This window comes from Beijerinckia sp. 28-YEA-48 (genome assembly GCF_900104955.1).
Taxonomy (GTDB): Bacteria; Pseudomonadota; Alphaproteobacteria; order Rhizobiales; family Beijerinckiaceae; genus Terripilifer.
The window spans coordinates 240,220-264,913 of record NZ_FNSI01000002.1; the positions used below are offsets into that span (position 1 = coordinate 240,220).

At 53.8% G+C, this 24,694-nt stretch carries 19 protein-coding genes and 1 pseudogene; 9 read left to right on the forward strand and 11 right to left on the reverse strand.

The features are described from left to right. Positions 1-7: 7 nt before the first annotated feature. The 6 genes from BLW50_RS28955 to BLW50_RS28980 are packed head-to-tail and all read right to left on the reverse strand — an operon-like array spanning position 8 to position 6,476. The gene (locus BLW50_RS28955; RefSeq protein ID WP_090710340.1) at positions 8-706 is read right to left on the reverse strand and encodes an ABC transporter ATP-binding protein; all 699 of its coding nucleotides are present in this window, start codon (positions 704-706) and stop codon (positions 8-10) included. Then, positions 703-2,514, reverse strand: coding sequence for a branched-chain amino acid ABC transporter ATP-binding protein/permease (locus BLW50_RS28960; RefSeq protein WP_090710343.1), 1,812 nt, complete (start codon positions 2,512-2,514; stop codon positions 703-705). The genes BLW50_RS28955 and BLW50_RS28960 overlap by 4 nt, the downstream gene beginning before the upstream one ends. Next, positions 2,507-3,382 (reverse strand): branched-chain amino acid ABC transporter permease, encoded by an 876-nt coding sequence (locus BLW50_RS28965; protein ID WP_090710345.1) that lies wholly within the window; start codon positions 3,380-3,382, stop codon positions 2,507-2,509. Before BLW50_RS28965 ends, BLW50_RS28960 begins: the two co-directional genes overlap by 8 nt. Positions 3,383-3,436: 54 nt before the next feature. Then, positions 3,437-4,636, reverse strand: coding sequence for an ABC transporter substrate-binding protein (locus BLW50_RS28970; protein WP_090710347.1), 1,200 nt, complete (start codon positions 4,634-4,636; stop codon positions 3,437-3,439). Positions 4,637-4,680: 44 nt separating this feature from the next. Further along, complete coding sequence (locus BLW50_RS28975) at positions 4,681-5,943, reverse strand: aromatic ring-hydroxylating oxygenase subunit alpha (RefSeq protein ID WP_090710349.1); 1,263 nt, start codon at positions 5,941-5,943, stop codon at positions 4,681-4,683. Between the two features lie 47 nt (positions 5,944-5,990). Then, positions 5,991-6,476, reverse strand: coding sequence for an aromatic-ring-hydroxylating dioxygenase subunit beta (locus BLW50_RS28980; protein WP_090710352.1), 486 nt, complete (start codon positions 6,474-6,476; stop codon positions 5,991-5,993). 283 nt (positions 6,477-6,759) lie between these two features. Here BLW50_RS28980 and BLW50_RS28985 point away from each other — a divergent pair, with 283 nt between their 5' ends. From BLW50_RS28985 to BLW50_RS29010, 5 genes are all read left to right on the forward strand, one after another. Next, a complete protein-coding gene (locus tag BLW50_RS28985; protein WP_090710354.1) occupies positions 6,760-7,461 on the forward strand; it encodes a TetR/AcrR family transcriptional regulator in 702 nt (233 codons plus the stop codon). Positions 7,462-7,471: 10 nt separating this feature from the next. Continuing rightward, the gene (locus BLW50_RS28990; RefSeq protein ID WP_090710357.1) at positions 7,472-8,422 is read left to right on the forward strand and encodes a PDR/VanB family oxidoreductase; all 951 of its coding nucleotides are present in this window, start codon (positions 7,472-7,474) and stop codon (positions 8,420-8,422) included. A 1,395-nt stretch (positions 8,423-9,817) separates the two neighbouring features. After that, a complete protein-coding gene (locus BLW50_RS29000) occupies positions 9,818-10,957 on the forward strand; it encodes a thiolase family protein (protein ID WP_090710361.1) in 1,140 nt (379 codons plus the stop codon). A 4-nt stretch (positions 10,958-10,961) separates the two neighbouring features. Then, entirely contained in the window at positions 10,962-11,774 is an 813-nt protein-coding gene (locus tag BLW50_RS29005) for an IclR family transcriptional regulator (protein ID WP_170850443.1), read from the forward strand. Continuing rightward, on the forward strand, positions 11,771-12,997 hold the full coding sequence (locus BLW50_RS29010; protein ID WP_090710366.1) for a CaiB/BaiF CoA transferase family protein: 1,227 nt from the start codon (positions 11,771-11,773) through the stop codon (positions 12,995-12,997). Before BLW50_RS29005 ends, BLW50_RS29010 begins: the two co-directional genes overlap by 4 nt. Positions 12,998-13,545: 548 nt before the next feature. Here BLW50_RS29010 and BLW50_RS29015 read toward each other — a convergent pair. The 5 genes and pseudogenes from BLW50_RS29015 to BLW50_RS29035 form a co-directional block, all read right to left on the reverse strand. Further along, the gene (locus BLW50_RS29015) at positions 13,546-14,241 is read right to left on the reverse strand and encodes a vWA domain-containing protein (protein WP_090710369.1); all 696 of its coding nucleotides are present in this window, start codon (positions 14,239-14,241) and stop codon (positions 13,546-13,548) included. A gap of 373 nt (positions 14,242-14,614) precedes the next feature. Then, positions 14,615-15,616, reverse strand: a pseudogene (locus BLW50_RS29020) (IS30 family transposase). A gap of 548 nt (positions 15,617-16,164) precedes the next feature. Beyond that, positions 16,165-17,217 (reverse strand): alpha/beta hydrolase family protein, encoded by a 1,053-nt coding sequence (locus tag BLW50_RS29025; protein ID WP_090710371.1) that lies wholly within the window; start codon positions 17,215-17,217, stop codon positions 16,165-16,167. Next, a complete protein-coding gene (locus BLW50_RS29030) occupies positions 17,217-19,532 on the reverse strand; it encodes a xanthine dehydrogenase family protein molybdopterin-binding subunit (protein WP_090710373.1) in 2,316 nt (771 codons plus the stop codon). The genes BLW50_RS29025 and BLW50_RS29030 overlap by 1 nt, the downstream gene beginning before the upstream one ends. Next, positions 19,529-20,299, reverse strand: coding sequence for a FadR/GntR family transcriptional regulator (locus tag BLW50_RS29035; RefSeq protein ID WP_090710375.1), 771 nt, complete (start codon positions 20,297-20,299; stop codon positions 19,529-19,531). The genes BLW50_RS29030 and BLW50_RS29035 overlap by 4 nt, the downstream gene beginning before the upstream one ends. Positions 20,300-20,487: 188 nt before the next feature. Here BLW50_RS29035 and BLW50_RS29040 point away from each other — a divergent pair, with 188 nt between their 5' ends. From BLW50_RS29040 to BLW50_RS29055, 4 genes are all read left to right on the forward strand, one after another. Continuing rightward, positions 20,488-21,762, forward strand: a complete 1,275-nt coding sequence (locus BLW50_RS29040; RefSeq protein WP_170850444.1) for an aromatic ring-hydroxylating dioxygenase subunit alpha — start codon at positions 20,488-20,490, stop codon at positions 21,760-21,762. Between the two features lie 175 nt (positions 21,763-21,937). Beyond that, positions 21,938-22,999, forward strand: coding sequence for an ABC transporter ATP-binding protein (locus tag BLW50_RS29045; RefSeq protein WP_170850445.1), 1,062 nt, complete (start codon positions 21,938-21,940; stop codon positions 22,997-22,999). Positions 23,000-23,010: 11 nt separating this feature from the next. Further along, a complete protein-coding gene (locus tag BLW50_RS29050; protein ID WP_170850446.1) occupies positions 23,011-23,886 on the forward strand; it encodes an ABC transporter permease in 876 nt (291 codons plus the stop codon). Further along, positions 23,883-24,686 (forward strand): ABC transporter permease, encoded by an 804-nt coding sequence (locus BLW50_RS29055; RefSeq protein WP_090710386.1) that lies wholly within the window; start codon positions 23,883-23,885, stop codon positions 24,684-24,686. Before BLW50_RS29050 ends, BLW50_RS29055 begins: the two co-directional genes overlap by 4 nt. The last annotated feature ends 8 nt before the right edge of the window (positions 24,687-24,694 follow it).

Here is a 24,694-nt window from a genome sequence, read left to right on the forward strand (position 1 = left end):
TTCCTACTTAAGCGAAATAGGCCCGTTTAATCTCATCAGTGCGTAACGCTTCCTCTATGTCGCCTGACCACACGGCGCGACCCGCAGCCAAAACTACGCAGCGTTCTGCCACTGATTGCGCTATCTCTAGATTCTGCTCAACGAGAAGAATACCGATGCCGGAAGCGCGAATTTGCTCCAGTATCCCGATGAGGGATCTAACAATTCCTACGGCGAGGCCCGCTGATGGCTCGTCGAGCAGTATCACTCGAGGGTTAGTTACCAGTGCTCGACCGATTGCGAGCATTTGCTGTTCTCCACCCGATAGCAGGCCCGCGTTTTGCTTTCGGCGCTCCGCAAGCTTTGGGAAGTAGGCGTAAATCTGATCTAGAGGAATAGAGCCACGTGACTCAGCGGCGTGCGATCCAGAAATCAAGGTCTCTTCGACCGTGAAAGATGGAAACAATTCACGCCATTGAGGAACAAGAGCAACGCCTTTCCTAACAATTCTATTTGCAGGAAGACCGTGCAACTGCAGATCACCGAGAAATACGCCGCCAGCGGCAGGCGACAGAAGACCGGCCATTGCTTCGACCGCAGAAGTCTTTCCAGCACCATTTGCACCGAGCAGGGCCAATGATTCTCCTGGCTCAAGCGTCAAACTTAGATTCTCGACAGCAATGATGTGCCCATATGTAACCTTGAGATTCTCAACGACGAACTTCATGATGCAAGAGCCCTTTCGCCAAAGTAGACATTTCGGACAACGGGCAAATTTACAACGTCATCTGGAATGCCTTCTGCGACGACAGTTCCAGAGTGCATCACAGACAACTTGTCACAGATCGATACCAAAAACCCTATGTTGTGCTCCACGATGAGCATTGTGATACCAAACTCTCGATTGATTTGACGGAGCAGGGATCCAATGCGTTCAACTTCTTCTGAACTAACGCCAGAAACGGGCTCATCCAACAAAAGTAGCTTTGGTCTCGATACAATTGCTCGAGCGAGCTCTAGTCGTCGTTGATTACCCAGTGAAAGAAGTCCGGCTCGCAATTCTGCACAATGATCGAGGCCCACTGCGGATAGTGCCAACAGCGCACGCTTATCCTCGTCATCAGACGACCGAGACATAATGCACTCCGTTACGCTCCTCGACATCGAGCGCAAAACGGAATTGTAGCCCAGACCGATCTTCACATTGTCCAAGCATGTCAGGTTTGGAAAGATTGCAACGTGTTGAAAGGTGCGAGTGATACCTAGACCGATCCGAGCATCGATCGACTGGCTTAGGAGGGAAATCCCGGATGTATATACGTCTCCAAAAGTCGGTTTAATAAAGCCGGAAATTGCATTGAATAGGGTCGTTTTTCCTGCACCATTGGGCCCCATGAGTCCGTGAATATTTCCAGAAGTGATATCGATGGACACATTATCAACTGCTTTAAGTGCACCGTAATGCATCGATAGGTTCCGGACTTCACACAGATGTACGTCATTCTCTTTAGCAGGCGTTATTACCCTTACGACTGGAGAGGGCGGGATCGACTCCGATTTGGCAAACGCATGATTTTGAGGCTTAGCAGAACTGCTAAATCTCGAACGAATTGCTTCGACTAGCCCACCTGGAAGAAAAAGGATCACAACAACAACCAAACATGCTGTCGCAAATTCGATATAGTCAGCGACGGGTCTTAGTACTTCGGGAAGCGTGCGCAAAAATGCGCCCCCCGCGATGCCGCCCCAAATGGAATTGGTCCCTCCAATTATTGGGTACGACAGTGCGAAAATGGAAGAGAGTATTCCGTAAGAATCGGGATCTATGATCCGGTACCGAGGTGCTATCAGCGCCGCACTATAAGCAACGGCGGACGAGCTCACAACGAAAGCCGCGATCAAGTAACGTTCGATATTGATGCCATAAGCCCGCGACGCAACTTCGCTCGCTGCGATAGCTCGAAGGTTCTTGCCGAACGCACCGTTAATGAGAATAGCCAGCGGGATAAGACCGAGAGCGATACCGACGCTCATTACTACGAGGAAGCTAAGATCCGAGGTAATCGCGACACCGGCGATCGATGCTGGTGGCACTGCAAGGCCCTCCGGGCCACCCGTAACGAGCTTTGCCTCTCGAATTAGGATCATCAATACTTCTTGGAAAACCAGGGTCACCATAGCTAGATTATGACTTCTAAATCTTACTCCGGGCACGGCAAGTATGAGCCCGCCAAATCCGCCAATGGCTGCTCCAAACAGGACAGCTAGCAGAAAGGGAAAGTTGAAATGCGTTACAGCGAGCGCCGACCCGTATGCTCCCAATGCCATCATCGAACCCGTGGCCAAAGAAACGCATCTTGCGAGTCCCACGAGCAAAACAACGGAAGCTCCCACGAAGGCGGCCGACAGAGATACAGCAAGCACATACTGCCAGTATGAATCGACACATAGACCGATCACGATAACCGCGAGAGTTGCGATAGAAGGAGCAACTACTAGCGCGAGACGGCGCCGTAACTCGACGTTGTTAAACATTTCGTACCCTCCCACCGGCGAAAAGGCCTTGGGGGCGGATCATCAAAACCGCGAAGAGAAGAATGAAGCTTGTCGCACTCTTGGTGGCGCTTGAGACATATGCTGCGGCTAATGTCTCGGAAATGCCGAGAAGCAAGCCGCCTAGAATCGCACCGATAAGCGAGTCAAACCCACCGATAACCGCCGCTACGAACGCTGCAGCAACCGTAGATACCGCGAGTTCAGGGGTAACGCCTTTCACTGGAGCGGTGAATACACCCGCGAGCCCCGCCAACGTACCACCGAAGAACCATGCTAACGCGTACACTCCTTCGATCGAATATCCGCACAATTGTGCGCCTCTGATATTCGAGGCCATTGCGCGCATGCTTCGTCCGATTCGACCATATTGAAATAGAACAATACCCGCCGCCGCGGCAGCAAGAACACCGCAGATAACCCAAATCTGCTCGGGCATAATTATCACGCCGTCAAATATGAGCGGAATTGGACTAAACACCGCCGGAACCGCCAAGATCTCCGCTCTATGGGATAAGCGAACGCCTTCCGACAAAGCAATTCCGAGAAATATCGTTGCAATAACCACCGTATACAGATCGGCGCGTCGCAATGTCCGAAGGACGATTAACTCCAACGCAACTGCGCATAAGCCCACCGCGGGGGGCACCAACAGATAGGCAAATGCGTAATTCCACTCCAATGCGACCACAACGATGTAAGCGCCAACTGCGCCGAGGAGCACGAGTCCGCCATGTGCAAAGTTTACGACTTTTGTAGCTTTGTGAATTACGACGACGCCGAGTGCAGCGAGCGCATAGATCGCTCCGATCTTGGCACCGCCAATCACTACCATGAAAAATTCAGCCATTTGTGATCCCTCACACAATTTTGGGTAGCAAGCCGTTCCTATTTCTATTTCTTCTCAATCTACGACTTGCCACATGCCATCGCGGATCGTTGCTTGCCCGCGCACCTTATTTCCTTGATGGTCGGCCTCCGTGTAACTTTCAGGATAAATAACGTCGACTCCCCCCATTAGAGATGGCTTTGCTTCGACGAGCGTTTCCCAAGCCGAGATTAGACGTTCTCTTGTTAGATCACGGCCCGCCTTTTCGATGGCTTCCGCCAGTACATATGCAGATCCGTATCCAATCATGTCATACAAGTTTGGACGCCCTTGAGGGGGTCGACCGTAACGTGCCGACCAAAGCTCCAGAAACTTTTTCGAGGTTGGATGAGGCTGCATCGGAAAAGTCGGCGTTGTGGAATAACTCCAGATATTCTTTGAATTCTCGGATCCAAGAATCGGTATGATTCCATCCGTGGCAGCAGTTCCTGCTAGTATCCACGTGATACCAACGAGTCCCTTCTCTGGTGCTTGTTTGATCGCATATCCAGCTTCTGAGAAATCACCGAGGATCACGACCGAGTTGATCCGTTTCCGGGTGAAAGATAGAAGTTGAGAGGTGAAGTCGCGAGCGCCTTGGTCAAATTGCTCGACGGCGATCTCTTCCGCATGCCCCCTGAGATTGTCTTGAACTCCCTTTAGTTCTGCCTGCGGGAACGCGTAAGTACCGACTAACACACCCACTCGCCGTGGAGCCTTTACATAGTTATCGATACGCCCGATCAAAACGCCCGATGAATGTGCGGCCTCAGTAACTGCGCCATGGAATATGTTTCTAGCAAACGGTTCGCGAATGATTGGTGTTGCACCAGCTATATTGTATGTAGGAACTCCGGTCTGCCGCACATAGCTCGCAACAGCGGCAGCACCCGTGCTACCTGACGCGAGAACCAGAACCGCAACACGGTCGCTCTCGACCAGCTTCTTTGCCGCGGCAACGCTTTCAGCCGGCGTCAGGGCTTGTTCGAAAATCAGCTTCAGTTTTCGGCCATTAACACCACCTCTCGCGTTGATTGCGTCGAAAGCAAGCGTCAAGCCGTCTCTTGCTGGACCGCCAACAAATGCCGTAGCTCCAGTTAAAGGACCGAGTGCACCAACTAGAATCTCATTTTCAGTTACCCCGTTCTCAGCGCACGCTATCTGACTTCCGAGTGTTAACATTCCTACAAGCGTGAGAGCACCGAAAGCCCGTCTGGTGAAGTCGTAGTAACGCATTGCATCCCTCCAATTTTCTTAAATGCGACGTTTTTTTGACCGAGCTATTTCTCCGCGCCGGGAGGTTCCATATCCATCAGTTCGGCGTAATAGGACCAGAATCCGCGGATGGCGACGTCGTTAACGCGGAACAGCTTGTCTTCAATGGGACCGTTGCCGCCAACCTCAACTACACTTGCGCGGTCGAACGCTGAGCGTGAAGCAAGCTGCACATTTTCGATAACTTCGCCGTCTTCCATTGAGACGTAGCCACTTGGTCCGACATAATTCGATTGCCGTAGTCGCGTCTCGGTCATCTCAGGTGTATCGGAAGTATATCCAAAAAACGTCCAGAAGAGCTCGAACTCGCCAACGCCGCGCGTACGAACTTGGCGGGTAGCCATCGTGTTGCGCATCCGTTGGAATGCAGCATTTGGGAAAAAGCTTGCGATCGCCAACGTAAGTCCATCGTCCGCTTCAGGCGTGAACGAAAGTATAGATGGATCCGATAGCTTGAGACGGTCCATTTTAGCATCAGCTTCTGCGAAGCTACGGGCCGTTATATCAGCGTTGTCCGTACCCTCGGTGGAATAGGTAAGATGATGGCGATGGCGCGGGTCCATCCGCGATCCACCATCCTGGGTAGAACGGCTTACGCCAAAGGTACGCTGAAATTCATGGAGGAGGGGGCCATGATAATTGTCTCGAAGGTTGTCGGTGTAAAGCTTCCAGTTCCCTTTGACTCGTTGGCGCTGATAACCCAGTACTTTCACGGGCTCTTTGAACAGCCCCTTCAAGTGAGCAACCATAAAGGTGCCGAGATATTGCTCTAGCGGCTCAACATCATCCCGAAACGAAGCAAATAACGCACCATTGAGGGAGGCAACTTTCAGTTTTTGTAAGTTATGGTCCTTACGTTTGAACTCTGGCGGCATCCCTCCCTTTCCCTCAATGCCGTTCTGGAATGCAACGGTAGTAAGGTTGCCTTCTAGGTCGAAGGACCAGCGATGATAGACGCAAGTATGGGCCCGCTCGTTACCAAATTTCTCTCGGCAAACCAGCGCGCCACGATGAGAGCAGCGATTCACAAAGGCATATACTGAACCATCGCGCCCACGGTTATATACGATCGGAAGATCGCCAAGGTATGTGGTACGGAAATCGCCGACCTGGGGAATTTCTGCCTCGAGTCCAATGAACTGCCAAAGTGGGCCTTGGAAAATGCGCTTCTGTTCGATCTCGTAGATTTCTGGGTCATGGTAAAACGCAAATGGAATGCGGGAATAGTCTGGCTTCGGAAAGCTGTGGAGCTGCTGAGTGTCGGTCATTTTATTATTCCTATTTCCAATAGTGACGATGCGATCTGTGGCGTCGACTAAAGCGGCACACCAAGCAGGGACGGGACGGAAAAGGTATCGAGCACGACCACACGTTTCACGAAATGAAGCGTCGATTCAGCGTGGCGGATTACATCATCGTAGTATCCAACCGCGAAAAGGGTGGTGACGCCCTCTTGGTCAGTTTGGTAACACGAGAACGCTGTCTTGACCCGGTACTCTTCCGACGATCCGACGCGCTCTATCTCTGGAAAACTCAGGATGTGTCGATCGGTATGATAGTTGAGAATCGTAGCCTCTCGCAGCCCGAGAATGCGATCTCTAAGGGTATTCTTGCTCGTGCATCTCATAAGAGAGCTGGGCAGCCCCTCTTTCAAATTCTCGAGTGGCAAGACTTCGTAGCTGGCTGTTTCGTCAAACAGCTCAAGCATCTCCTCCAATTTGTACTCATCAATAAGAGTCGCACAGCGCGTAAGAAATCGCGTTATAGCGATGTAAGTGGTGATGTCGATGTGTTCCGGCATTTAAATTCCCCCTATCAAAGATAGTGGATCGCCCCTCGCTATCCAACTAGTTGGTTGATTTCTACCAGAGGGTCAAAAGATCGTCAATGAGGAGCCCGTAAGAAATTTTTGGAGTAAAATTCAACCAACCAGTTAGATGATAGTTGACACCTCGCAATTGCGTGCCATACATGCGCTGGTTGCGAAGATGTTCTCGCGACGGTGTATACGTTGCAGTCCGCTTGAGCGTCTTTGTCGATCGGCTTTTCGATTGCGAATTTGCAACGGAAGAGGAGAGAGCTAGGTGGCTAGCGAAGGCACAGTACGGTCAAGCGGCGCAGGTCAACCATCTCGAAGCAAAGCTTCAGACCGAAAGCCCCCGAGAGGCAATGCCGAATCCACGCAAGGCGTCCTCCTGAAAGCTGCAAGATCGGAGTTTGCTACGCATGGCCTTGAGGGTGCACGCGTCGACAGACTCGCTGCCAGTTCCGGCGTGAACAAGCAACTTGTTTATCATTATTTTGGCAGCAAAGACAGTCTTTACCTGGCTGTTCTAGAAGATGCTTATCAACGTTTTGCGGAACATTTTACAGTACTTCGAAGCCACGCGGGCTCCGCGCCCGAGAGACTAAAGAAATTCGTTGAGTTACTTTTTGATTGCTTAAATGAAGATAAGGAATTTCTGGCGCTCGTTACAGATCAAAACGTGCACGGCGGCCGTCATATTCGACAATCCAAGGTGATAAGGAACACGCTTTCGCCGCTTCTCGTGGCGTTAGAGTCCATCATATCTCAAGCACGAAATGATCACGCACTTCAGTTGGAAGTTAGCGCCGTCGACCTCTATTTGACTATAGCAGGGATGTGCGCGTTTTACTTTACAAACATCAACACTCTTTCCGTAGCACTAGCGCGCCCGATTGGAACAAAACGCGACGTAACGAGACGCAGGGAACATATCGTGCAATTTGCGCTCGTAGCAATGTTTGGGCACGGCAACCATTAGGAGAGAGGCTATGCTTGTGCGGGTGGTGCAGACTAGGATCGTTGCTGAAGATATAATGCTAGTGCAACTAACCTCTCTCGACGGCTCTATTTTGCCGGAGTGGGCTGCGGGCGCGCATATTGACCTCTTAATCTCGGACAAGATCGTAAGGAAGTATTCGCTTTGCGGGAATTCTAGTGACCGAACCTGCTATGAGATTGCGGTGCTCCGTGAGCAGAATAGCCGAGGAGGCTCTGAATACGTTCACGCGCGGCTAAAAGTTGGAGACGAAATCGAGATCTCTCGTCCCTTTAATCATTTCAAGTTGTCAACCTCCTCAGACAGGCACCTCTTTTTAGCGGGGGGGATTGGCATCACTCCGATTATCTCGATGATTAGGCAAGTATCATCCTCGGGGAAGCAGTTCGACTTACATTATTGCACGCGTAATCCTGCACGGACAGCGTTTTTAAGCGAATTAGGATCGTATCGTGACGCTGGGGCTATCGAGCTCCATTTCGATGAAGGTGATCCGGCGAAAGGTTTGGATATCCGTAGTTTATTGCGGGAGGTGCCAGAAGGTGTAGATTTGTACTATTGCGGTCCACCTGGCTTCATGCGCGCGATTAAAGAGGCATCCAGTCACTGGCCTGCTGATCGCGTGCACTTCGAATTATTTGGCCCGTCGGGAAACTCGAGTCAGGTAGCTGCCGATCTCAACAGGTCTTTCCATGTGAAGGTCCTAAGCAGCGGCGCAGAGTTTGAAGTACCCCCGAATAAGTCGATTGCTGAAGTTCTCATTGAAAATGGAATTGATGTTCAGCTCTCATGTCGTGAAGGATACTGTGGGACCTGCATGACTCCATATGTCGGAGGCCAACCAGATCATCGCGACGAGTTGCTGGATGATGAAGCACGCCAAGATTACGTACTATTGTGCTGTACGCGCTCGAAGTCAGATGTATTAATCATAGATATTTGACAGTTTTCCATAAGATTACGTTTGCCTGAATCGCAATGGCAAGATCGCGCATTGAGGAATAGGCATAGCCGGCTGGCCACCAGCCACGGATAAACGACGATCAAGCCTGGATCTAGCGCCAGCGACACTCGATCCTACTCCCAACCTCTCCAAAGTCGTTCAGATTTTTGAACGGATTTGCGGCTCCTATCAAAGATTGGACGGGGGCAGCTCGGGTATCTGCTGTTTGCGTCGTGCCAATGGGAATAGGGATGCACCAGCTGAGCAAAGGCTGAATGCCTAGTCGTTCGAGAACAACTAATAGCGCACCCAGAAGATATACTGAGAGATCCAGCCGCTTGTGAAAGCCAGGATCGACTACTGTCGTCGGCCGAGCCCTTCGAACAAACAGTAGAGCTGCACAAGTGTAACCTAAATCGAATGAACTGGCTGCAAGCTGCGAAAGAATCGATGCCACTCTAGATGCTTTACCCCACGCCATGCTGAGCTCCCCGCACGAGAGACTCTGACGCGAATGATCACGCTACCGTGCGAGACACGGAACGCATTTATGATGCGTATCCGTAGCTCTATCAAACAACGTCAATTACAAATGAAACTCTTCTGAGCGAAGATAGTCCTCGGCGGTGACGAACAGGCTATTCGTTCGCTTTATCTTGAGGTGGAATGTGATCACGCGCAACCTAGTAGTAGGCGGCACTCATTGGGACGGCCCGACCATCATGGTGTCCTAACCGCGAGTTGCCCCGCTTCTAGACCTTCCATCTCGACAGCACGAGCAACCAACTACTTTTTAAAAACTGAATGGCCCCAGCGTACCAAATTCGATTGAATGTAATCAACGTAGCCCGACTGCTTGACAGCAAGCGGCGTACCTGGTTCTCTTCTCTTGAATGGAATGTAATTCCACTCAGTGGAATTATACAGAAATCTGGTTGGAGGAGGTCTTAATATGGGTTCGGTGAGTGCTAACAGCTCCGGCGGAGATGCCACTTCGTTGAATATCATCGCGCCAGAGATGATGGCACTTGGCCCAGACGGCAGGCCGCTTCTAAAGGGCGGAAGATGTGCCGCGTGTTCAGCTTTGAGCTTTCCGCGAGCTGCTGTTTGCACCGAGTGTCTCTCAGAGGAGATTGAGGAGTACGACTTGCCTCAAGAGGGACGGTTATACTCATACTCAACAATATACCAGGCGCCCAACGGATGGAATGTTCCGTACGTACTCGGTTATGTAGATTTAACTGACGGACTGCGAGTGTTAGCCCACATCGCCCTTTCACCTGAGAATGTACGTGTGGATATGCCACTAAAAGTGAGTATCGGCGCTGTTGGATCTGACGATTTTGGTCGGGCACGCCACACCTACACATTCACTAACATCTAAGAGATCATACTATGCGCGATGTATTCGTTGTCGGAACGGGCTTGATTCCCTTTGGGAAGTACCCTCACAAAACGTTAGCTGAAATCGGTTGGCCGGCTGTTAAAGAGGCAATCATTGAGTCGGAACTGTCGCCCCAGTCCATTGACGCGGTCTATTGCGGGTCGGCTTTAGGCGGAATGTTGACAGGCCAACGTGTGATGAAAACGTTGGGCATAACTGGCATGCCAATCATCAACATTGAAAATGCCTGTTCATCTAGCTCTTCGGCTTTGGCCGAAGCGTGGACCGCAGTTGCTAGCGGCCGGCATGATGTGGCTCTCGTTATTGGTGTCGAAAAGCTCACAAAGTTCGGCGGCGGTACGCTTCCTCTCGAGCGCGAAGATTGGGAAGTAAATCAGGGTATGGTTATGCCGGCCTTATATGCAATGCGCGCCAGAAGATACATGCATGAATATGGACTAACTGATCAACAATTAGCGCAGGTTGCGGTTAAAGCGCATGAGCATGGATCTTTGAATCCTAATGCGCAAATCCGTAAGAAGGTCACCATCGAAGAGGTCATGGCGTCACGTCCGGTCGCCGATCCATTTACCCTTTGGCATTGCTGTCCAACCGGCGATGGAGCCGCAGCCATTATCGTAGCAAGCGGTGATGTGGCTCGGAAAGGAAGAACGAAGTCAGTTCGAATAGTTGCATCTGAGGTTACGTCGGGAAAATATACCAACGGGTACCGCGACATGACTTGGGCGGAATTAACTGCAAGAGGCGCAGCTGAAGCATATGAAATGGCAGGAATTGCGCCCGAGGACATAGACGTTGCGGAAATACATGACGCGTTCACGATCGCCGAGCTCATGTACTATGAGGCCTTTTCCTTTTGCGAGCGTGGAGGAGCATATGAGTTGTTAGCTAGCGGTGCGACATCTCTGGGTGGCCACGTTTGCGTTAATCCATCAGGAGGACTTCTCTCCCGAGGCCATCCTGTCGGAGCGACCGGTGCAGCTCAAGCTGTCGAAATCGTTCGACAACTTGAGGGGCGCGCAGGAAGCCATCAGGTAGAAGGGGCGAAAGTGGGGGTTACCCACGCGACCGGTGGAGGTATATCGGGTTTTGATCATGGAGCGTGCTCCATCCACATCTTCTCCCGATAACGCTATGGGCATCGCACCCTCAACCGAAAGTCTCGGCACCGTCCAGAGAGTTGCTGAGGTTTTAAGATTCTTCAGTGAGCGAGGAAGCGCGACATTAAAAGAAATGTCCCAAGCGCTTTCACTAGCACCCAGCACATGTCATCGCCTATGCGAGTTGTTAAGCAGGGACGGTCTTATTGAAAAGGATGAAATCGATAAGAAGTATAAAATCGGGCGTGAGCTATTCAGAATTTCGGCCTTGGTGAACGCAAAGAACGATCTGCGCAGCCTGTCTATTCCCTTTCTTGAGGACTTGTCGAATAGATGCAATGAGACGGCCGTATTGAGCGTGTTTCTGCCGCGAGACTGTAAGGTCTTCTTCGCTGAAAGAGCCGATTCAACTAGAATGTTGCGGTATCAGCTTCCTATGAATCTGCCGATGTCGCCACTGTGGGGCGCAAGCGGTCGATCGATCCTCGCGTTCCTTGATAGCTCTGACTTGGATCGCGCTCTAGAGAACGAAGAACGGGCTCCAGCGTCTGGAGAGCGCCCGCCAAGTAGGAAAAGCCTCGAGAAACAACTCGCCATTATTAGAGACCGAGGATTCGATCTCACCTTCGGCCAGAAGATTGTTGGCGCTGTTGGAATCGCTGCGCCAGTATTTTCGGCCAATGGAAAGGTTGTCGGAAGCGTTTGCCTCACCGTTCCTGAATCTCGAGTCAACACTAGAAATCAAACAAAGCTCGGCGCGATGGTTCAGAATTCGTCGGCGGCGCTTTCAACAGCTCTTGGCTTCACGAATTATTCGAACCCGCGTAGAAAGGCGGCCACTTCATGAATACGGAAGCAACGAGCGGATACGGTCCGCTTTCGCATCTGAAGGTGCTTGATTTGACTCAATTTCTGTCCGGTCCTTATGCGACGCAGTTGCTAGGGGATATGGGAGCAGACGTTGTAAAAATTGAAGCGCCAGATGGTGACATGACACGGCGGCTTCCGCCGCATTTCGTTGGCACACAAAGCGCATATTACCTATCTGTCAACAGAAACAAGAAAAGTCTGACCGTCGATATGAAGACGGCAGCTGGCCTCGCTCTTGTTCGTAAGCTTGCGCAAGTTTCTGACGTCGTTGTCGAAAACTTTAGACCAGGTATTTTGGAAAAGCTTGGCATTTCTTACGAAGACATCAAGGCAGTCAGGCCTGGTCTGGTGTGGTGTTCTATTTCTGGCTTTGGACAAGCAGGCCCGTACAAAAATAGACCTGCATATGATATGATTGTACAGGCGATGTCTGGCGGAATGTCCATTACCGGTCCAACGGAAGGGCCGTCGGTGCGATCCGGAATTCCCCTGGGAGATATCGCGGCTGGAATGTACGGGGTCATTGGTATTTTGGCAGCTCTTGCCGACCGCGATCGCTCGGGTAAAGGCAAGCACGTCGATATTAGTATGCTCGACTGTCAAGTGGCTATGCTGTCATATCAAGCCGCTTATTATTTGAATTCAGGGAATGTGCCGGAACGACAGGGACGGGGGCATGATTCTATTCCGACATATAGAACATTCACTTGCGGGGATGCGGCGGATATCGTCGTTACAGCTAATACGGAGCGCATGTGGAGCAGTTTATGCGACGTCCTTAGTTGTGCCGAGCTAAGTACTGATTCCAGGTTTGCCGATAATAAGCGCCGATACATCAATCGAGAGGCGCTATGGAGGATTCTTGAGGACGCGTTTTTAACTAAGTCGGCCCAAGAATGGGTCGACCTAATGCTAGCAGCAGAAGTGCCAGCTGCAGTTGTAAACACACTTGATCGTAGCCTTACAGATCCTCAAGTTATCCACCGAAATATGGTTCTGGAGCTAGCTGGGCCGAACGGTGAAAAACTGCGAGTGGCGGGAAATCCAATAAAGTTTGCAAATGAAGATGAAGTGAATCATCGATATCCTCCGCTGCTAGGAGGAGACAGCCTGTCCGTTTTGTCCGACTGGCTAGGAATGAACGCAGGTGATGTAAATGAACTCCGCTGCGACAGTGCGTTTGGGCCGAATGGTCGGTGAGCTAAAGGGAATGCGAACTCAAATCCCTATTGGCTCAAGTCTCGGAGATTGTCTGTACATGCACGCGCCGGGAACGGATCACATAAAGAGCGATGCTTACGATCTAGAATTCGTGAACCTGCCCGAATTCTTAGCAGTTGAAGCACGCGGAGTGAAGATTAAGAAGGCTGCAGGGCGCGTAGCTGGCACTCCTACTGTCCAGCGAACGCGATGAGTAGTACCCCATATTAAACACCGATGGATAGGGGGGCGACACTTTCGGTGGTCTCTGGGCGTAGAGAAGCTCCAGCCGTGCACCGCTGCTGCCAGATCCGGTAGGCGGTTGGATCGCGAGCCGCCATGACCCACGCCGACTGGTGGCGAGGGAAACGATGCTCCGAGCCGTCACTCGCGAGCCCGCAAAGTGCAATTACCGACCAACCAGATGAATGGCCGGATTTCATCGTCAGAAGCGCTCGTTGTCGCCGTAGCAATAGGGCGAAAGGCAGTGAACTCCTGTCCGAGAGAGTATGCGGCAGACCGCCGATAGACGTCCCAGTTAACGTTGGTTATCCAGCGACAACCCAACCATTAGGTACGGCCCAACCATTAGGTCCGGCAGGGTTTGCGAGCGGAACTGGATCGCCGGGATTAGATCGCGATATCGCAATCAAAGAGTTCGAAAGCCATTTAAAGAACACGTTGAATTGGAGTCCTTTCAGTTTAAGGGGTTGACGTACAGAGAGTTTAGCAAGGGCGCCTAAATCAGCATCGTCGGTGCCTACTACATAAAAGCTGAATGCTTTCGCGGCTTCGCCGTCCTGGATCAACTTCGCCGCGGCTCCCAAGTTGCTGCTTGGGATGCCGTCGGTAATGAGAACGATCCACGGACGATAGAAGCTGATGCCACTGGCCCGATAGCGATCCTTACGATCACGCAACATCTGCAAAGCCGTCTCGATAGCTTCGCCTATCGTGGCCGCGCGCTGAGATGAAAAAGGGGTTGGGAGAACATTTTTCGCCCCGGTGACGTCTGTTTCAGCTTTTAAGGGATCTAACGTCACAGTGGCAATTTCGACCCGCATAGCAGCAAGGCTGTCGCTTTGAACCTCTTCCTGTAGAAGACGCAGTCCCTCATTCAGTGGTGCGATGGCGGCTCCCTCCATTGAGATGGAGACATCAAACAGAAGAATACAAGGACACCGCGCCTGTCGGCTATCCAACAACCCACTGTCGCCAATGTATTCTTGTTTATCGTTACTCATATAACTTTCCCGCGACTGAACACGATAAACTAGGCTCCGGCTCTATTGGAAGGTGAAATCCATACCGTGTCATCTATGTTTTGAAGCGCCCTTCCGCCGGAAAAATTCCCGGCTCCTAAAACTCATCGGCTCTCCGTCACGATACTCCTCATCGTAGCGAGAACTTGCATAGACAGCCATGATTTTTAGCCAGTATGATCTTAATAGGAGCGTCATGAGCGATGAACAGGCTGAATCAGTCGAGGCATGTTTAAGTTAGCAAAGCAAACGCATAATGTGGCGTGACGTCCAAAGACCCCGATCGGTCACGTAGTCGCGCAAGGTGCGAGTTCCAGCCGAAGTGCGACGAGCAGCGTCTATGAACGTAGCCGGATCATCGGCTGGCAGCCAGTAGCTTTTGCCGGAACACTTCGGCTGGCGTTTTGAAGCCAAGACATTTGCGTGGCGTCGAGTTCAGATGAGCGCAAATGTCATAGAGCTCGCGACCTTTGATCGACAACGGGTCAGTGTCTCTTGAAAGCCATTTTCGCGCGCGCCGGTTCGTATTCTCGACCGTTCCTTTCTGCCACGGCGCCTGCGGATCACAGAACCAGGTTTGCACACCGAGACCGGCCTGCAGGTAAGACCAATCCGTAAACTCGGTCCCGCGATCAAAGGTGATTGATCGTCGGGCGGCGTGGGGAAGGGGGCTGAGCACATTGATCAGCCCCTCCATGACGGATCGTGATTGCCGATCATTGTTGCGGAGGAAGACAGTGAAGCGGCTCACCCGCTCAACCAGCGACGTCACATTGGCCTTGCCAAATTTCTGGCGAAACTGGATCAGATCGCACTCCCAATGGCCGAGCTGCTTTCGCTCTCGAACGATGTCCGGGCGATGCAATATGCTCAGTTCTGGGCTAAATCTGCGGCCATGCCGGCGTCGAACGTGGCGTGGCCGACGCCGGGCGCGGGCCTCAGGAAGATAGCGCCACAGTTTGATCTCCTGACCAACGGCGGAGTACGCAAAGCGGTAGATCGTTTCATGGCAGACACGCACACCACGGCCTTCATAGGCTAATCGACCAGCAATTTGCTCCGGTGACCAACCGTGCTCGATCCGTTCAATGATCGCCGCGCGCAGCTTCGGATGCCGAGCCAGCTTGCGATAGCAGCTCCGGCGCTCTTTGGCCTTACCGTTCGCCACCACGCCGAAATACCCCGTCAGTCCTGGAAACTCCGCATCGTCAAACCGGTTGCGCGCAATCTCTCTGAAAATCGTCGAGCGATGGCGTCCGAGCCTCTCGGCGATCACATCGACCGATACGCCGGCCTGCCGCCAGCGTTAAATCTTGCGGCGTTCATCGAGATCGATCTGCGAGTAGGAGCGTACCATCGGCGGTTCCTTGCGTGCGACAAGTTATAGGTATCGTTGCCAAGTCGCACTTCAAGGTAGAACCCACCCACTTATATATACCATTCGCATAACGATCATTATGGAACTTAAAATCTAAGATGAAATGTGCGGAAACGCCTCTAAGCCTTTCACGCACATTCCAAGGAGAGCCGGGCCGATTTTTCAAGACACCGCACAATGTGACTTCAACATCGGTAAGCCAAGGAGCAAGCATCTGCCGATCGTGCGTTGGCCAGATCGTGGTCCGCTGCATCATTGGCGCCGTGACGTTCTTCGCTGAAGGCTAACTTGCGTGCAGCCTTCAGCGGTCTCCTCGAGTGTAAATTCGGCAATCTCATGAGCAGTGGTCAAACGAAAGACCTCATCAGTCAGGCCGAAACTTCACATCAATTAGGAGGAGGATAAATTTGGTCGGCTGAATCGTCAGAAACCGGAAGCCACAAGATGCGAGCGATGTATAAAACACCCAATATGAGGAGAAGTGCGAAGTTCTCCAAATCCATACTACCTCACAAACACAATCGACTTTAAAGATGGCTCTTGGCGAAATCTGCCATCGCCGGCTTGAATAGATGCGCCCTGTCATGCGCACAGTGTCCACTATGTTCATAGAAAATGACGTCCATGGAACTCTGTGCTCTTTCGCCCAGCCTCGTTATCGAATCCCGCGGTGCGATGGGGTCCTGTCCTCCCTGCACGACAAGCAAGGGCACATCTATGCGCTCCGCGAAGCCATCCAAATCGAAACCTTTGAAGAAGGCGCGAGCTTCTATAAGGGAGGTCATGCTGGCCGCGCGCATGAATCGCTGCTGCAGTGATGTCGATAGCTGATCGAAGTCGCGCAGATGGTAGATGAGCCCCCAGGCGATCGCGACCTTGATCCTTGGGTCTGTCGCAGCGGCTTTACACGCCCAGTGTCCTCCGGTGCTGCGTCCGAGAACGCCAATCCGATTTGGATCAATAGCCGTTTGCGCACCGGCAAAAGTGACAGTGGCAGAAACGGCTTTCTCATAGTCAAGCCGCATCTTCATGCGGTGGAACACTTCACCCTGCCCTGGACCATCGAAGGTCAAAGTCGCGATATTTCTCGCTAAGAAGTAGCTCGACAGCTCGAACGCATCTTCCTTAGTGGTATCGAGGCCACCAAAAAGGATCATACAGGGAAACGGTCCCAGGCCGATCGGCAAGCGGAGATAGCCCGGTAGGAGGGAGTTTTCGAACGGGATGGCAACAGATTCGCACTGCGGCTGCAGAAGCGAAGCACCGCGCGCGAACAATTGCTGTTTACGTTGATCGGCTTGGAGCTTTTCCTCAGCACCAATCTCCATAAGAATGCCCTGGCCGAAATGACAGCATAAAGCGGCGCGCCAGAACCGCTCACCAGCTGTCAGATTGCCCCCTTTATCAAGGGCATCGTAAGCCTGCGCCTCATACTCTTCCGATAAGACGATCCAACGAGCACACCAATCTTGCAGATTGGTAATGTCACGCTTGAGAAAGTCGAGATCACGACAAGGGATTCCATCGGAGACAATGCGCATAGCATTGGCATCGATGGCATTAGCGACAGCAATATCCACTATATCTGTCCTTGTCGCATGAGTTCACGCACCGTTGGCGGGGTCATCATTGGCTCGCGTATGGCGATGTGCCCACCGAGTGCATCGGTAATGGCGCCAGCTATGGCTGCTGCGACAGGTCCGACATTACCTTCGCCAACCCCACGCACGCCCAATGGGTTAGTCGTTGCCGGAAATTCAAAATGTTTCAGGATCAGTTCCGGGATATCCCGGGCGTGTGGCATGACATAGTCCATCAAAGTGCCGGTCACGAGTTGGCCTTCGGGCGAATAAATGATCTTCTCGCCCATCGCGATGCCTAGCCCCTGAGCAAAGGACCCCATCACCTGTCCCTCAACGAGCGTTGGATTGATCTGCCGTCCGCAGTCATGCCCGATGGCATATTTCAAAATTTTCCAAGTGCCCGTTTCTAGATCCAGCTCGACTACAGCCGCATGTGTCCCGCTGGCCCAAGTTACGGTCGACGGATAGAAGTATTGCGTCGAGCACAGACCCGGTGTTCCCTCGGTCGCGAGAATGCGCGAGAAGGCCGCCGTTGCCGCGATTGTCGGCCACGCAGCGACTTTTTGCCGATCGTCGGCAGCAAAGACCTCGCCATTCTCGATCTGTACCTGATCGGATTCGCAGCCAAGCAGTTTTCCGGCAACAAGCTGAATACGTCGCCGAACATCCTTGGCGGCCAATGCCACAGCGTTACCGGTGTTGACTGTCACGCGGCTGCCCCCGGTTCCAAAGCCGTAGGGCAACAGTCGAGAGTCACCGCCGAGCACGCGCACATTCTCAAATGGTAAGCTGAGTAGATCCGCGCAAATCTGGGCGAAGACCGTTTCATGTCCCTGCCCCGATTGTGAAACGCCAATCATGACCTCCGCGCGGCCGGCCTCGTCGATCTTAACGGTGGCGCCCTCGCATGGCCAGCCGATTCCACCAGCTTCCATATAGTTTGCGACGCCGATCCCAATGCGGCGCTTTTGCCCGGAGAGACATTCCCTCTGCCTGGCCCGCCAGTGCTCGACATCCACTGCCGCAACCGTTTCATTGAAGACGAGCGGAAAATCGTTTGAGTCGTAAGTCACCTCGACACCGTCTCGGTAGACATTGCCGGGCTTATAGGGAATCGCGGAAGCTGGAATAAGATTTCGGCGGCGAATTTCGATCGGATCAATATTGAGCTTGATTGCCAGCAGATCGAGGCAACGCTCCATCACCCAGGTCGCCTCGGGCCGGCCGGTCCCACGATATGGCGCCGATGGTACCTTATTGGTGAGAACGGAATGCGCTTCCGCTCGATATGCCGGTAAAACGTATTGTGATGGAATGTGATTGATGGTGTTGGTAGGCTCAATCACGGCCCAGCAGAGATAGGCACCCGTGTCCTTGAGAAGTTTGACATCAAGGCCGAGCAGCGTGCCATCCGCTCGCGCCGCCACCCGCGCTTCAATGATCTGATCACGCGCATGTTGCGAACTCAGCATGAATTCAGAGCGTGTTTGAATCCATTTGACGGGACGATTGACCGTCTTTGCCAGCAGTGGCGCAAGAATGTCTTCGGAATAGAGGCCGGATTTCGGCCCGAATGCACCTCCTGTATCCGGGCAGAGCACCACGATATCTTCCTCGCGCAGCCCAGTGAAACGGGCGACGGCGGAGCGCACCGTATAAGGAAGTTGATGGCCGATTCGAATCGTCAAGGACGAACGCGCGCTCTCATATTCTGCGCTAACACCGCGCGTTTCTATCGGCACGGACGTAATGCGCGGATAAACAAAATGCTCGGATAGCACTACGTCGCCATTGGCAAAGGCTGCATCGATGTCGCCTATATTTGCTGCCAGATGCGCCACGATATTGGATTGGCCTTCATGTACGCGCCGTTCATCCGACATGGCAAACACTGGGTCAACGACGGGATCGGTAGGCTCGTAATCTATCTCGACCGCCTCCGCGGCGTCGACCGCCCCCGCAGGCGTCGATGCCAAAACCGCGGCAACAGGTTCACCGACATAGCGCACCACTCCATCGGCCAAAGCGAGCTGTGGCGGCGGCCGCATAAGATCGCAATAGGGGTTGGTCGCAGGCTCACGAAACAAAGGCAGAGACTCGGCAAGCGTCGGCAGGTCGTGAAAGAACCAGACCGAATGTGCCCCCTGTTCAAGCGCCGCCTCGGAGCTTGCCGAGACAATTCGCGCGGAAGGATGCGGCGAGCGAACAAGTGCCATATAGAGGCAATTGGCCGGCGTATAGTCGTCGACGAACTGCCCCTTGCCGCGTAGTAGCCTATTGTCCTCTTTTCGCAGATTCCGCTTTCCGATCATGGCAGCTCCGACAGCGCATTCATTTTTTCAGGATCTTTAGTCTCGAGATGGAGACTGTTGCGAAGAACGGGATTGGTGATCTTGTAGGCGTTCTCCAGCTCGACAATGTGTTCACGCATCAGATTTTCAGCGGCATCGCTGTCACGTTTGCGCACGGCTTCGCAGATTTTCTCGTGCCATATTCTGTTAGAGTTGATGATCTTGAGCTGTTCGGGGCTCTCACGGGACCGAACGATGCTTCGCAAGCTGCGGTTGATGAATTTGCAATGCACGCACAGCAGCGGATTGGAGGCGCCATCAGCCAACAGATCATGAAACTCGATATGAATCTGCTGATGCCGCTGCCAGTCTTCGCGCGTCGTCGGATCACCTTGCGAGGCCTGCACATTGGCCTCAAGCCGGCGGATCAGATCCTCGCTAGCCGTTTCGGCCATGTGTCCGGCCAATCGCGGCTCAAGAACGCGGCGAAGTTCATAGACTTGCGCAGCGGTTAGATGCTTGAAGAAGAAATAGCTTTGCAGATGATTGAGAATACGTGTCTCGGTCACTTCCGCGATGAACGAACCGCCAGTGGGGCCGGTGCTCGTGCGGATCAGGCCCTGAACCTCCAGTGATTTAAGAGCCTCGCGCACGGAGGCCTTTCCAGCCTCATACTTTTCGACAAGCTGTTTTTCCGTCGGCAAGCGATCGCCTGGCTTCAGCCCGTCGGTGACAATCGACTGCTTAATCAGATCGGCGATGACATCGCCGCGCTTTGGGTACCGCATTCCCAGATCTTTCCTTTGCGAATTGTTGCGACCTCATCATCGGAACGATTCTGTCAGGCTGCGCAACATTTCGCTTGACCTATTTATATGATAATATGATTATCAGATCAAATGAAAGTTGCGCCGAGGGAGTGGCGCGCTGATCTCGAACACGTTGGATGCGAGAAAAGCTGACAGGAGCGGGGGTTATGCAGAGTCGAGATGCTGTTATTCCGTATGGCGGTTATCACCTTCGGGAGGTCGACGCCGGGGAGGACGTGGATCTGACGCATGTCGGCCCGGGCACGCCTGGGGGCGAATATCTGCGGCGCTTTTGGCATCCGGTCGCCTTTTCAGAGGAAATCCAGGATCTACCAAAGCGCATCAAAGTGCTCTGCGAAGATCTGGTTCTCTTCCGCGACAAGTCCGGCAATGTCGGCCTTGTTCGCCCGCACTGCCCGCATCGTGGCGCCTCACTCGAATTCGGCATTCCCGACGAGCGCGGTATCCGCTGCTGCTATCATGGCTGGCTGATCGGAACGGATGGCCGAATTCTGGAGATGCCTGCTGAGCCGGCCAATTCCCCCTACAAGGATCGCATCAGCCACGGCGCCTATCCGGTGAAGGAATTCAAGGGCCTCATTTTCGCTTATATGGGGCCGCCTGATAAAATGCCGGCGCTACCGATCTACGATGCCTGCCTGCGTCCTGGCGGCCGCCTGATCCCCAGCGGCTGGACGCCGGGCCGCAAATATGTCTGGCCGTGCAACTGGGTGCAGGTCAAAGAAAACTCAATGGATCCTGTGCACACCTACTATCTGCACACGATCGCCAGTGGTTCACAATTCACGCCGGAATTCGGCATTGTGCCGGAGTTGGAATATAAAGAAACGCCGATTGGCATGGTGTATATCGCCAGTCGCCGCATCGGCGACAATGTCTGGGTCCGCATGCATGACCTGATCATGCCGAATATCCATCTCGTCGCCTCCGTCAATGAAGACGGCAAGAAAGAAAAGAAATTCGGACCGCCCTATCTTCTGCATTGGGCCACGCCGATCGACGACAGCAGCTTCATGGAAATCGGCTGGCTGATCGAAAGCGACGACATGCAGTTCGACGCTGAAATGATCGAAAAATTGCATTTCGGCATGATGGACGACCGCCCGTTCGAAGAACGGCAGCGGACGCCAGGCGACTACGATGCCCAAGTTTCCCAAGGCGCCATCCATGTTCATGCGCGCGAACATCTCGGCGCGAGCGACCGCGGTGTGACGATGTTCCGCCGCATGCTGCGCGCCGGCATCGACGACGTGAAAGCGGGCCGCGATCCGAAAGGATTGGGCCGCGAGGAAGGCGCCGTCATCCAGACCTATACCCAGAATGCCGTCGTGCGCACGCCCAAGACTTCCGATCCGGATGAAGACAAGAAGCAGGTGCGCGAAGTTGGCCGCCGCGTTTTCACCGGCGAGTTCAGGGACTGAGGTCATCGACCATTTACCTTGCGGACCCGCGCATCGCTTGTCCGCAAGGCATCTTCGACATTCAGACGTGAAAGCCGTTCGCAGCCGCATTCACAAACTGCAGGTTAGTCCACTCGTTCACGCCCCAAAGCGGCGGACGCTGGATGAAAGGTTCGGACCCAATTGGATGGTCAACATGAGTACGCCACCGAAGGTCGCTCTCAAGGGAATTACCAAGCGCTACGGGCCTTTGACGGTCAACGATGGTATTGATCTGGATATTCTCGCCGGCGAGTTTCTGACGCTTCTGGGCAGCAGCGGTTCCGGCAAGACGACCCTGATGCGCATCGTCGCCGGTTTGGAAATGTGCGACAGTGGCACGGTTTATCTCGACGGACGCGATGTGACGCGAGAGCCGCCGCGCCGACGCGATCTCGGCATGGTGTTCCAGCAATATTCGCTATTTCCACACATGACGGTCGCCGAAAACATCCGCTACGGCCTGCGCGTTAAACGCTGGAAGGGTCCGGATGCCGCCAAACGCGTGGCAGAAATGCTCGAAATGGTGCAGCTGCCGCAAGTTGCCAATCGCTATCCGCATCAGCTTTCCGGCGGCCAGCAACAGCGCGTCGCCCTAGCCCGCGCCTTGGCGACATCGCCGCAGGTGCTGATGCTGGACGAACCGCTCGGTGCTCTCGATCTCAAGCTGCGCAAGCAGCTGCAAGTAGAACTGAAGCGCATTCATCGGCAGACCGGAACGACATTTCTGTTCGTTACGCACGACCAGGAAGAAGCCCTATCCATGTCCGATCGCGTCGCCGTTCTCAAGAACGGAAAGATCGAACAACTGGGAGACACGCGCTCGATCTATCAGGCGCCGCAGACGGCTTTCGTCGCCGACTTCATCGGCGAAGTCAGCCTCGTCTCCTGTGATCGCAGCGGCGCGCCGTCCGGCATGGCCCGGATCGACGGCACCAGCTACGAAATTCGCATTCCCGCTGACAGTGTTCCGGGCCGTTTCAAGCTCGTCGTCCGCCCCGAGCATGTGCTGCTGCACAAAGATGCCTCGATCGGAGGCATTCCGGGGCGGATCGCCGATGTCGGCTTTGAGGGGGGCTCTTCGCTCATCCGTGTCGATCTCGACAACGGACCGACTGTGAAAGCGCGGGTGCTGGGTCTGCCGGAATCGGCCACCGAAATCGGTCAGCGGGTCTGGGCTGAGATCGCCGGGGCCACCGTCTGCCTCCCCGCCGCATGAGGGATGTGACGATGACCTCGCTGACTTCAGCCCGCCGACGCAAGACGACCTTGATGGCGGCCGTCCTGGTCCTTCCCGCATTGATCGTCATCGCGGGGCTGATGGCGGTTCCGCTGGCCCAGCTCGTCCAAGCCAGTTTCCACCGCGCCGAGTTCGGCCAGATTCTTCCCGGCCGAACCTTCGAGAACTATCAGACGGTTCTGTTCTCTCCGCTCTACTGGGAAATCTACGCCAAGACGCTCGGCGCGGCGGCGCTAGTGACACTGCTTTGCACGATCTTGGGCTATCCCGTCGCTTGGCATCTCGTGAACGCACGCAAGAGCGTTCAGCCCCTGCTCTTCTTCCTCATCGCCGCTCCGCTACTCGTCAACACCGTCGTTCGCACCTACGGCTGGCTGCTACTGCTTGGTCGCAAAGGCGTGATCAATACGGTTCTCATGCAGCTCGGGCTGATCGACAATCCGCTGACCTTGACGAGCAACTACATCGGCCTCGTCGTTGGCAGCACGCAGGTCTTCTTGCCCTTCATGATCTTGTCCATCGCCACATCCCTGCAAGGTATCGACCGCCGCCTGTTGGAATCAGCCGACATCCTAGGCGCATCGGGGCCCTACCGCTTCTTCACCGTCGACCTGCCGCTCGCCGCGCCGGGGCTGATCGCCGGTGCCATCCTCGTGTTCAGCCTGATGCTCGGCGCTTTCGTCACTCCACTCATGCTTGGCGGATCGGCAATCCAGTACCTCTCGGTCTCGGTCTATACCGACGCGCTTGTTTTGTTCAATCTACCGCGCGCCACCGCCCTGTCGATGATCCTGCTGGCGATCACGGCGGCCATCTACGCCTTCCAGGCGCGCCTGTCTCCCCGCCTCAAGGAGACCCAACGATGAGCTCAAGGCCCAACGTCACGCTCAGTATCAGTGTCGCGCTGATCTATCTGTTCCTGCTCGCGCCACTAATCATTGTCGTTCTCTTCAGCTTCAGCGAAAAGTCGTTCTTCACCTTCCCGCCAGAAGGCTTCTCCCTGCGCTGGTATAAGTCAGCTTGGGAACTCGGCATTTTCGGCGGACCGGCCATTCGCAGTATCATTCTGGCGGTCAGCGCGACATTTCTCGCCACAGTCCTCGCCATTCCCTCGGCGCTCGCCTTGCGGCGCCTGCAAGGTTCGCTCCTGGCGCGGGTTCTGGAATTTGTCCTGCTGACGCCCCTGATCGTGCCGGCCCTGATCATCGGCATCGCCTTGCTCTACTTCCTGATCCGCGTCGATATGATCGACACGTTTCCAGCTCTGCTGGGCGCCCACACGCTCCTGGTTTTTCCGTTCATGTTCCGGGCGATTTTAGTCAACGCCCTCGACATCAAGAAACATCTGGAAGAAGCCTCCGAGATTCTCGGTGCCGGTCCCTGGCGCACTTTCTTCAGCGTCGTGATGCCTAGCCTCGTCCCTGGCATTACGTCGGGCGCAATTTTCGCTTTCATCGTTTCGTTTGACCAGTTCACGGTCAGCCTGTTCGTGACGCAGTCCGATCAGATCACGCTGCCGGTGGCGCTCTACAAATATGTCTACGACGTCAACGATCCGGTCGCGGCGGCCGTGTCCAGCACGCTGGTCATTCTTGGTCTCGTCGTCGCATTCGGCCTGCAAAAGCTAGGCTTGCTGGAGCATATCGGCGGACGAGGGACCGCCTGATCGGGATC

Bases quoted from the DNA above. Each gene is read 5' to 3' on its own strand.
- BLW50_RS28960 (WP_090710343.1), bottom strand. From the start codon at position 2,514: ATGTTTAACAACGTCGAGTTACGGCGCCGTCTCGCGCTAGTAGTTGCT.
- BLW50_RS28975 (WP_090710349.1), bottom strand. From the start codon at position 5,943: ATGACCGACACTCAGCAGCTCCACAGCTTTCCGAAGCCAGACTATTCC.
- BLW50_RS29055 (WP_090710386.1), top strand. From the start codon at position 23,883: ATGAGCTCAAGGCCCAACGTCACGCTCAGTATCAGTGTCGCGCTGATC.
- BLW50_RS28980 (WP_090710352.1), bottom strand. From the start codon at position 6,476: ATGCCGGAACACATCGACATCACCACTTACATCGCTATAACGCGATTT.
- BLW50_RS29030 (WP_090710373.1), bottom strand. From the start codon at position 19,532: ATGATCGGAAAGCGGAATCTGCGAAAAGAGGACAATAGGCTACTACGC.
- BLW50_RS29005 (WP_170850443.1), top strand. From the start codon at position 10,962: ATGGGCATCGCACCCTCAACCGAAAGTCTCGGCACCGTCCAGAGAGTT.
- BLW50_RS29035 (WP_090710375.1), bottom strand. From the start codon at position 20,299: ATGCGGTACCCAAAGCGCGGCGATGTCATCGCCGATCTGATTAAGCAG.
- BLW50_RS29040 (WP_170850444.1), top strand. From the start codon at position 20,488: ATGCAGAGTCGAGATGCTGTTATTCCGTATGGCGGTTATCACCTTCGG.
- BLW50_RS29010 (WP_090710366.1), top strand. From the start codon at position 11,771: ATGAATACGGAAGCAACGAGCGGATACGGTCCGCTTTCGCATCTGAAG.
- BLW50_RS29015 (WP_090710369.1), bottom strand. From the start codon at position 14,241: ATGAGTAACGATAAACAAGAATACATTGGCGACAGTGGGTTGTTGGAT.
- BLW50_RS29000 (WP_090710361.1), top strand. From the start codon at position 9,818: ATGCGCGATGTATTCGTTGTCGGAACGGGCTTGATTCCCTTTGGGAAG.
- BLW50_RS28990 (WP_090710357.1), top strand. From the start codon at position 7,472: ATGCTTGTGCGGGTGGTGCAGACTAGGATCGTTGCTGAAGATATAATG.
- BLW50_RS29050 (WP_170850446.1), top strand. From the start codon at position 23,011: ATGACCTCGCTGACTTCAGCCCGCCGACGCAAGACGACCTTGATGGCG.
- BLW50_RS28955 (WP_090710340.1), bottom strand. From the start codon at position 706: ATGAAGTTCGTCGTTGAGAATCTCAAGGTTACATATGGGCACATCATT.
- BLW50_RS29045 (WP_170850445.1), top strand. From the start codon at position 21,938: ATGAGTACGCCACCGAAGGTCGCTCTCAAGGGAATTACCAAGCGCTAC.
- BLW50_RS28965 (WP_090710345.1), bottom strand. From the start codon at position 3,382: ATGGCTGAATTTTTCATGGTAGTGATTGGCGGTGCCAAGATCGGAGCG.
- BLW50_RS28970 (WP_090710347.1), bottom strand. From the start codon at position 4,636: ATGCGTTACTACGACTTCACCAGACGGGCTTTCGGTGCTCTCACGCTT.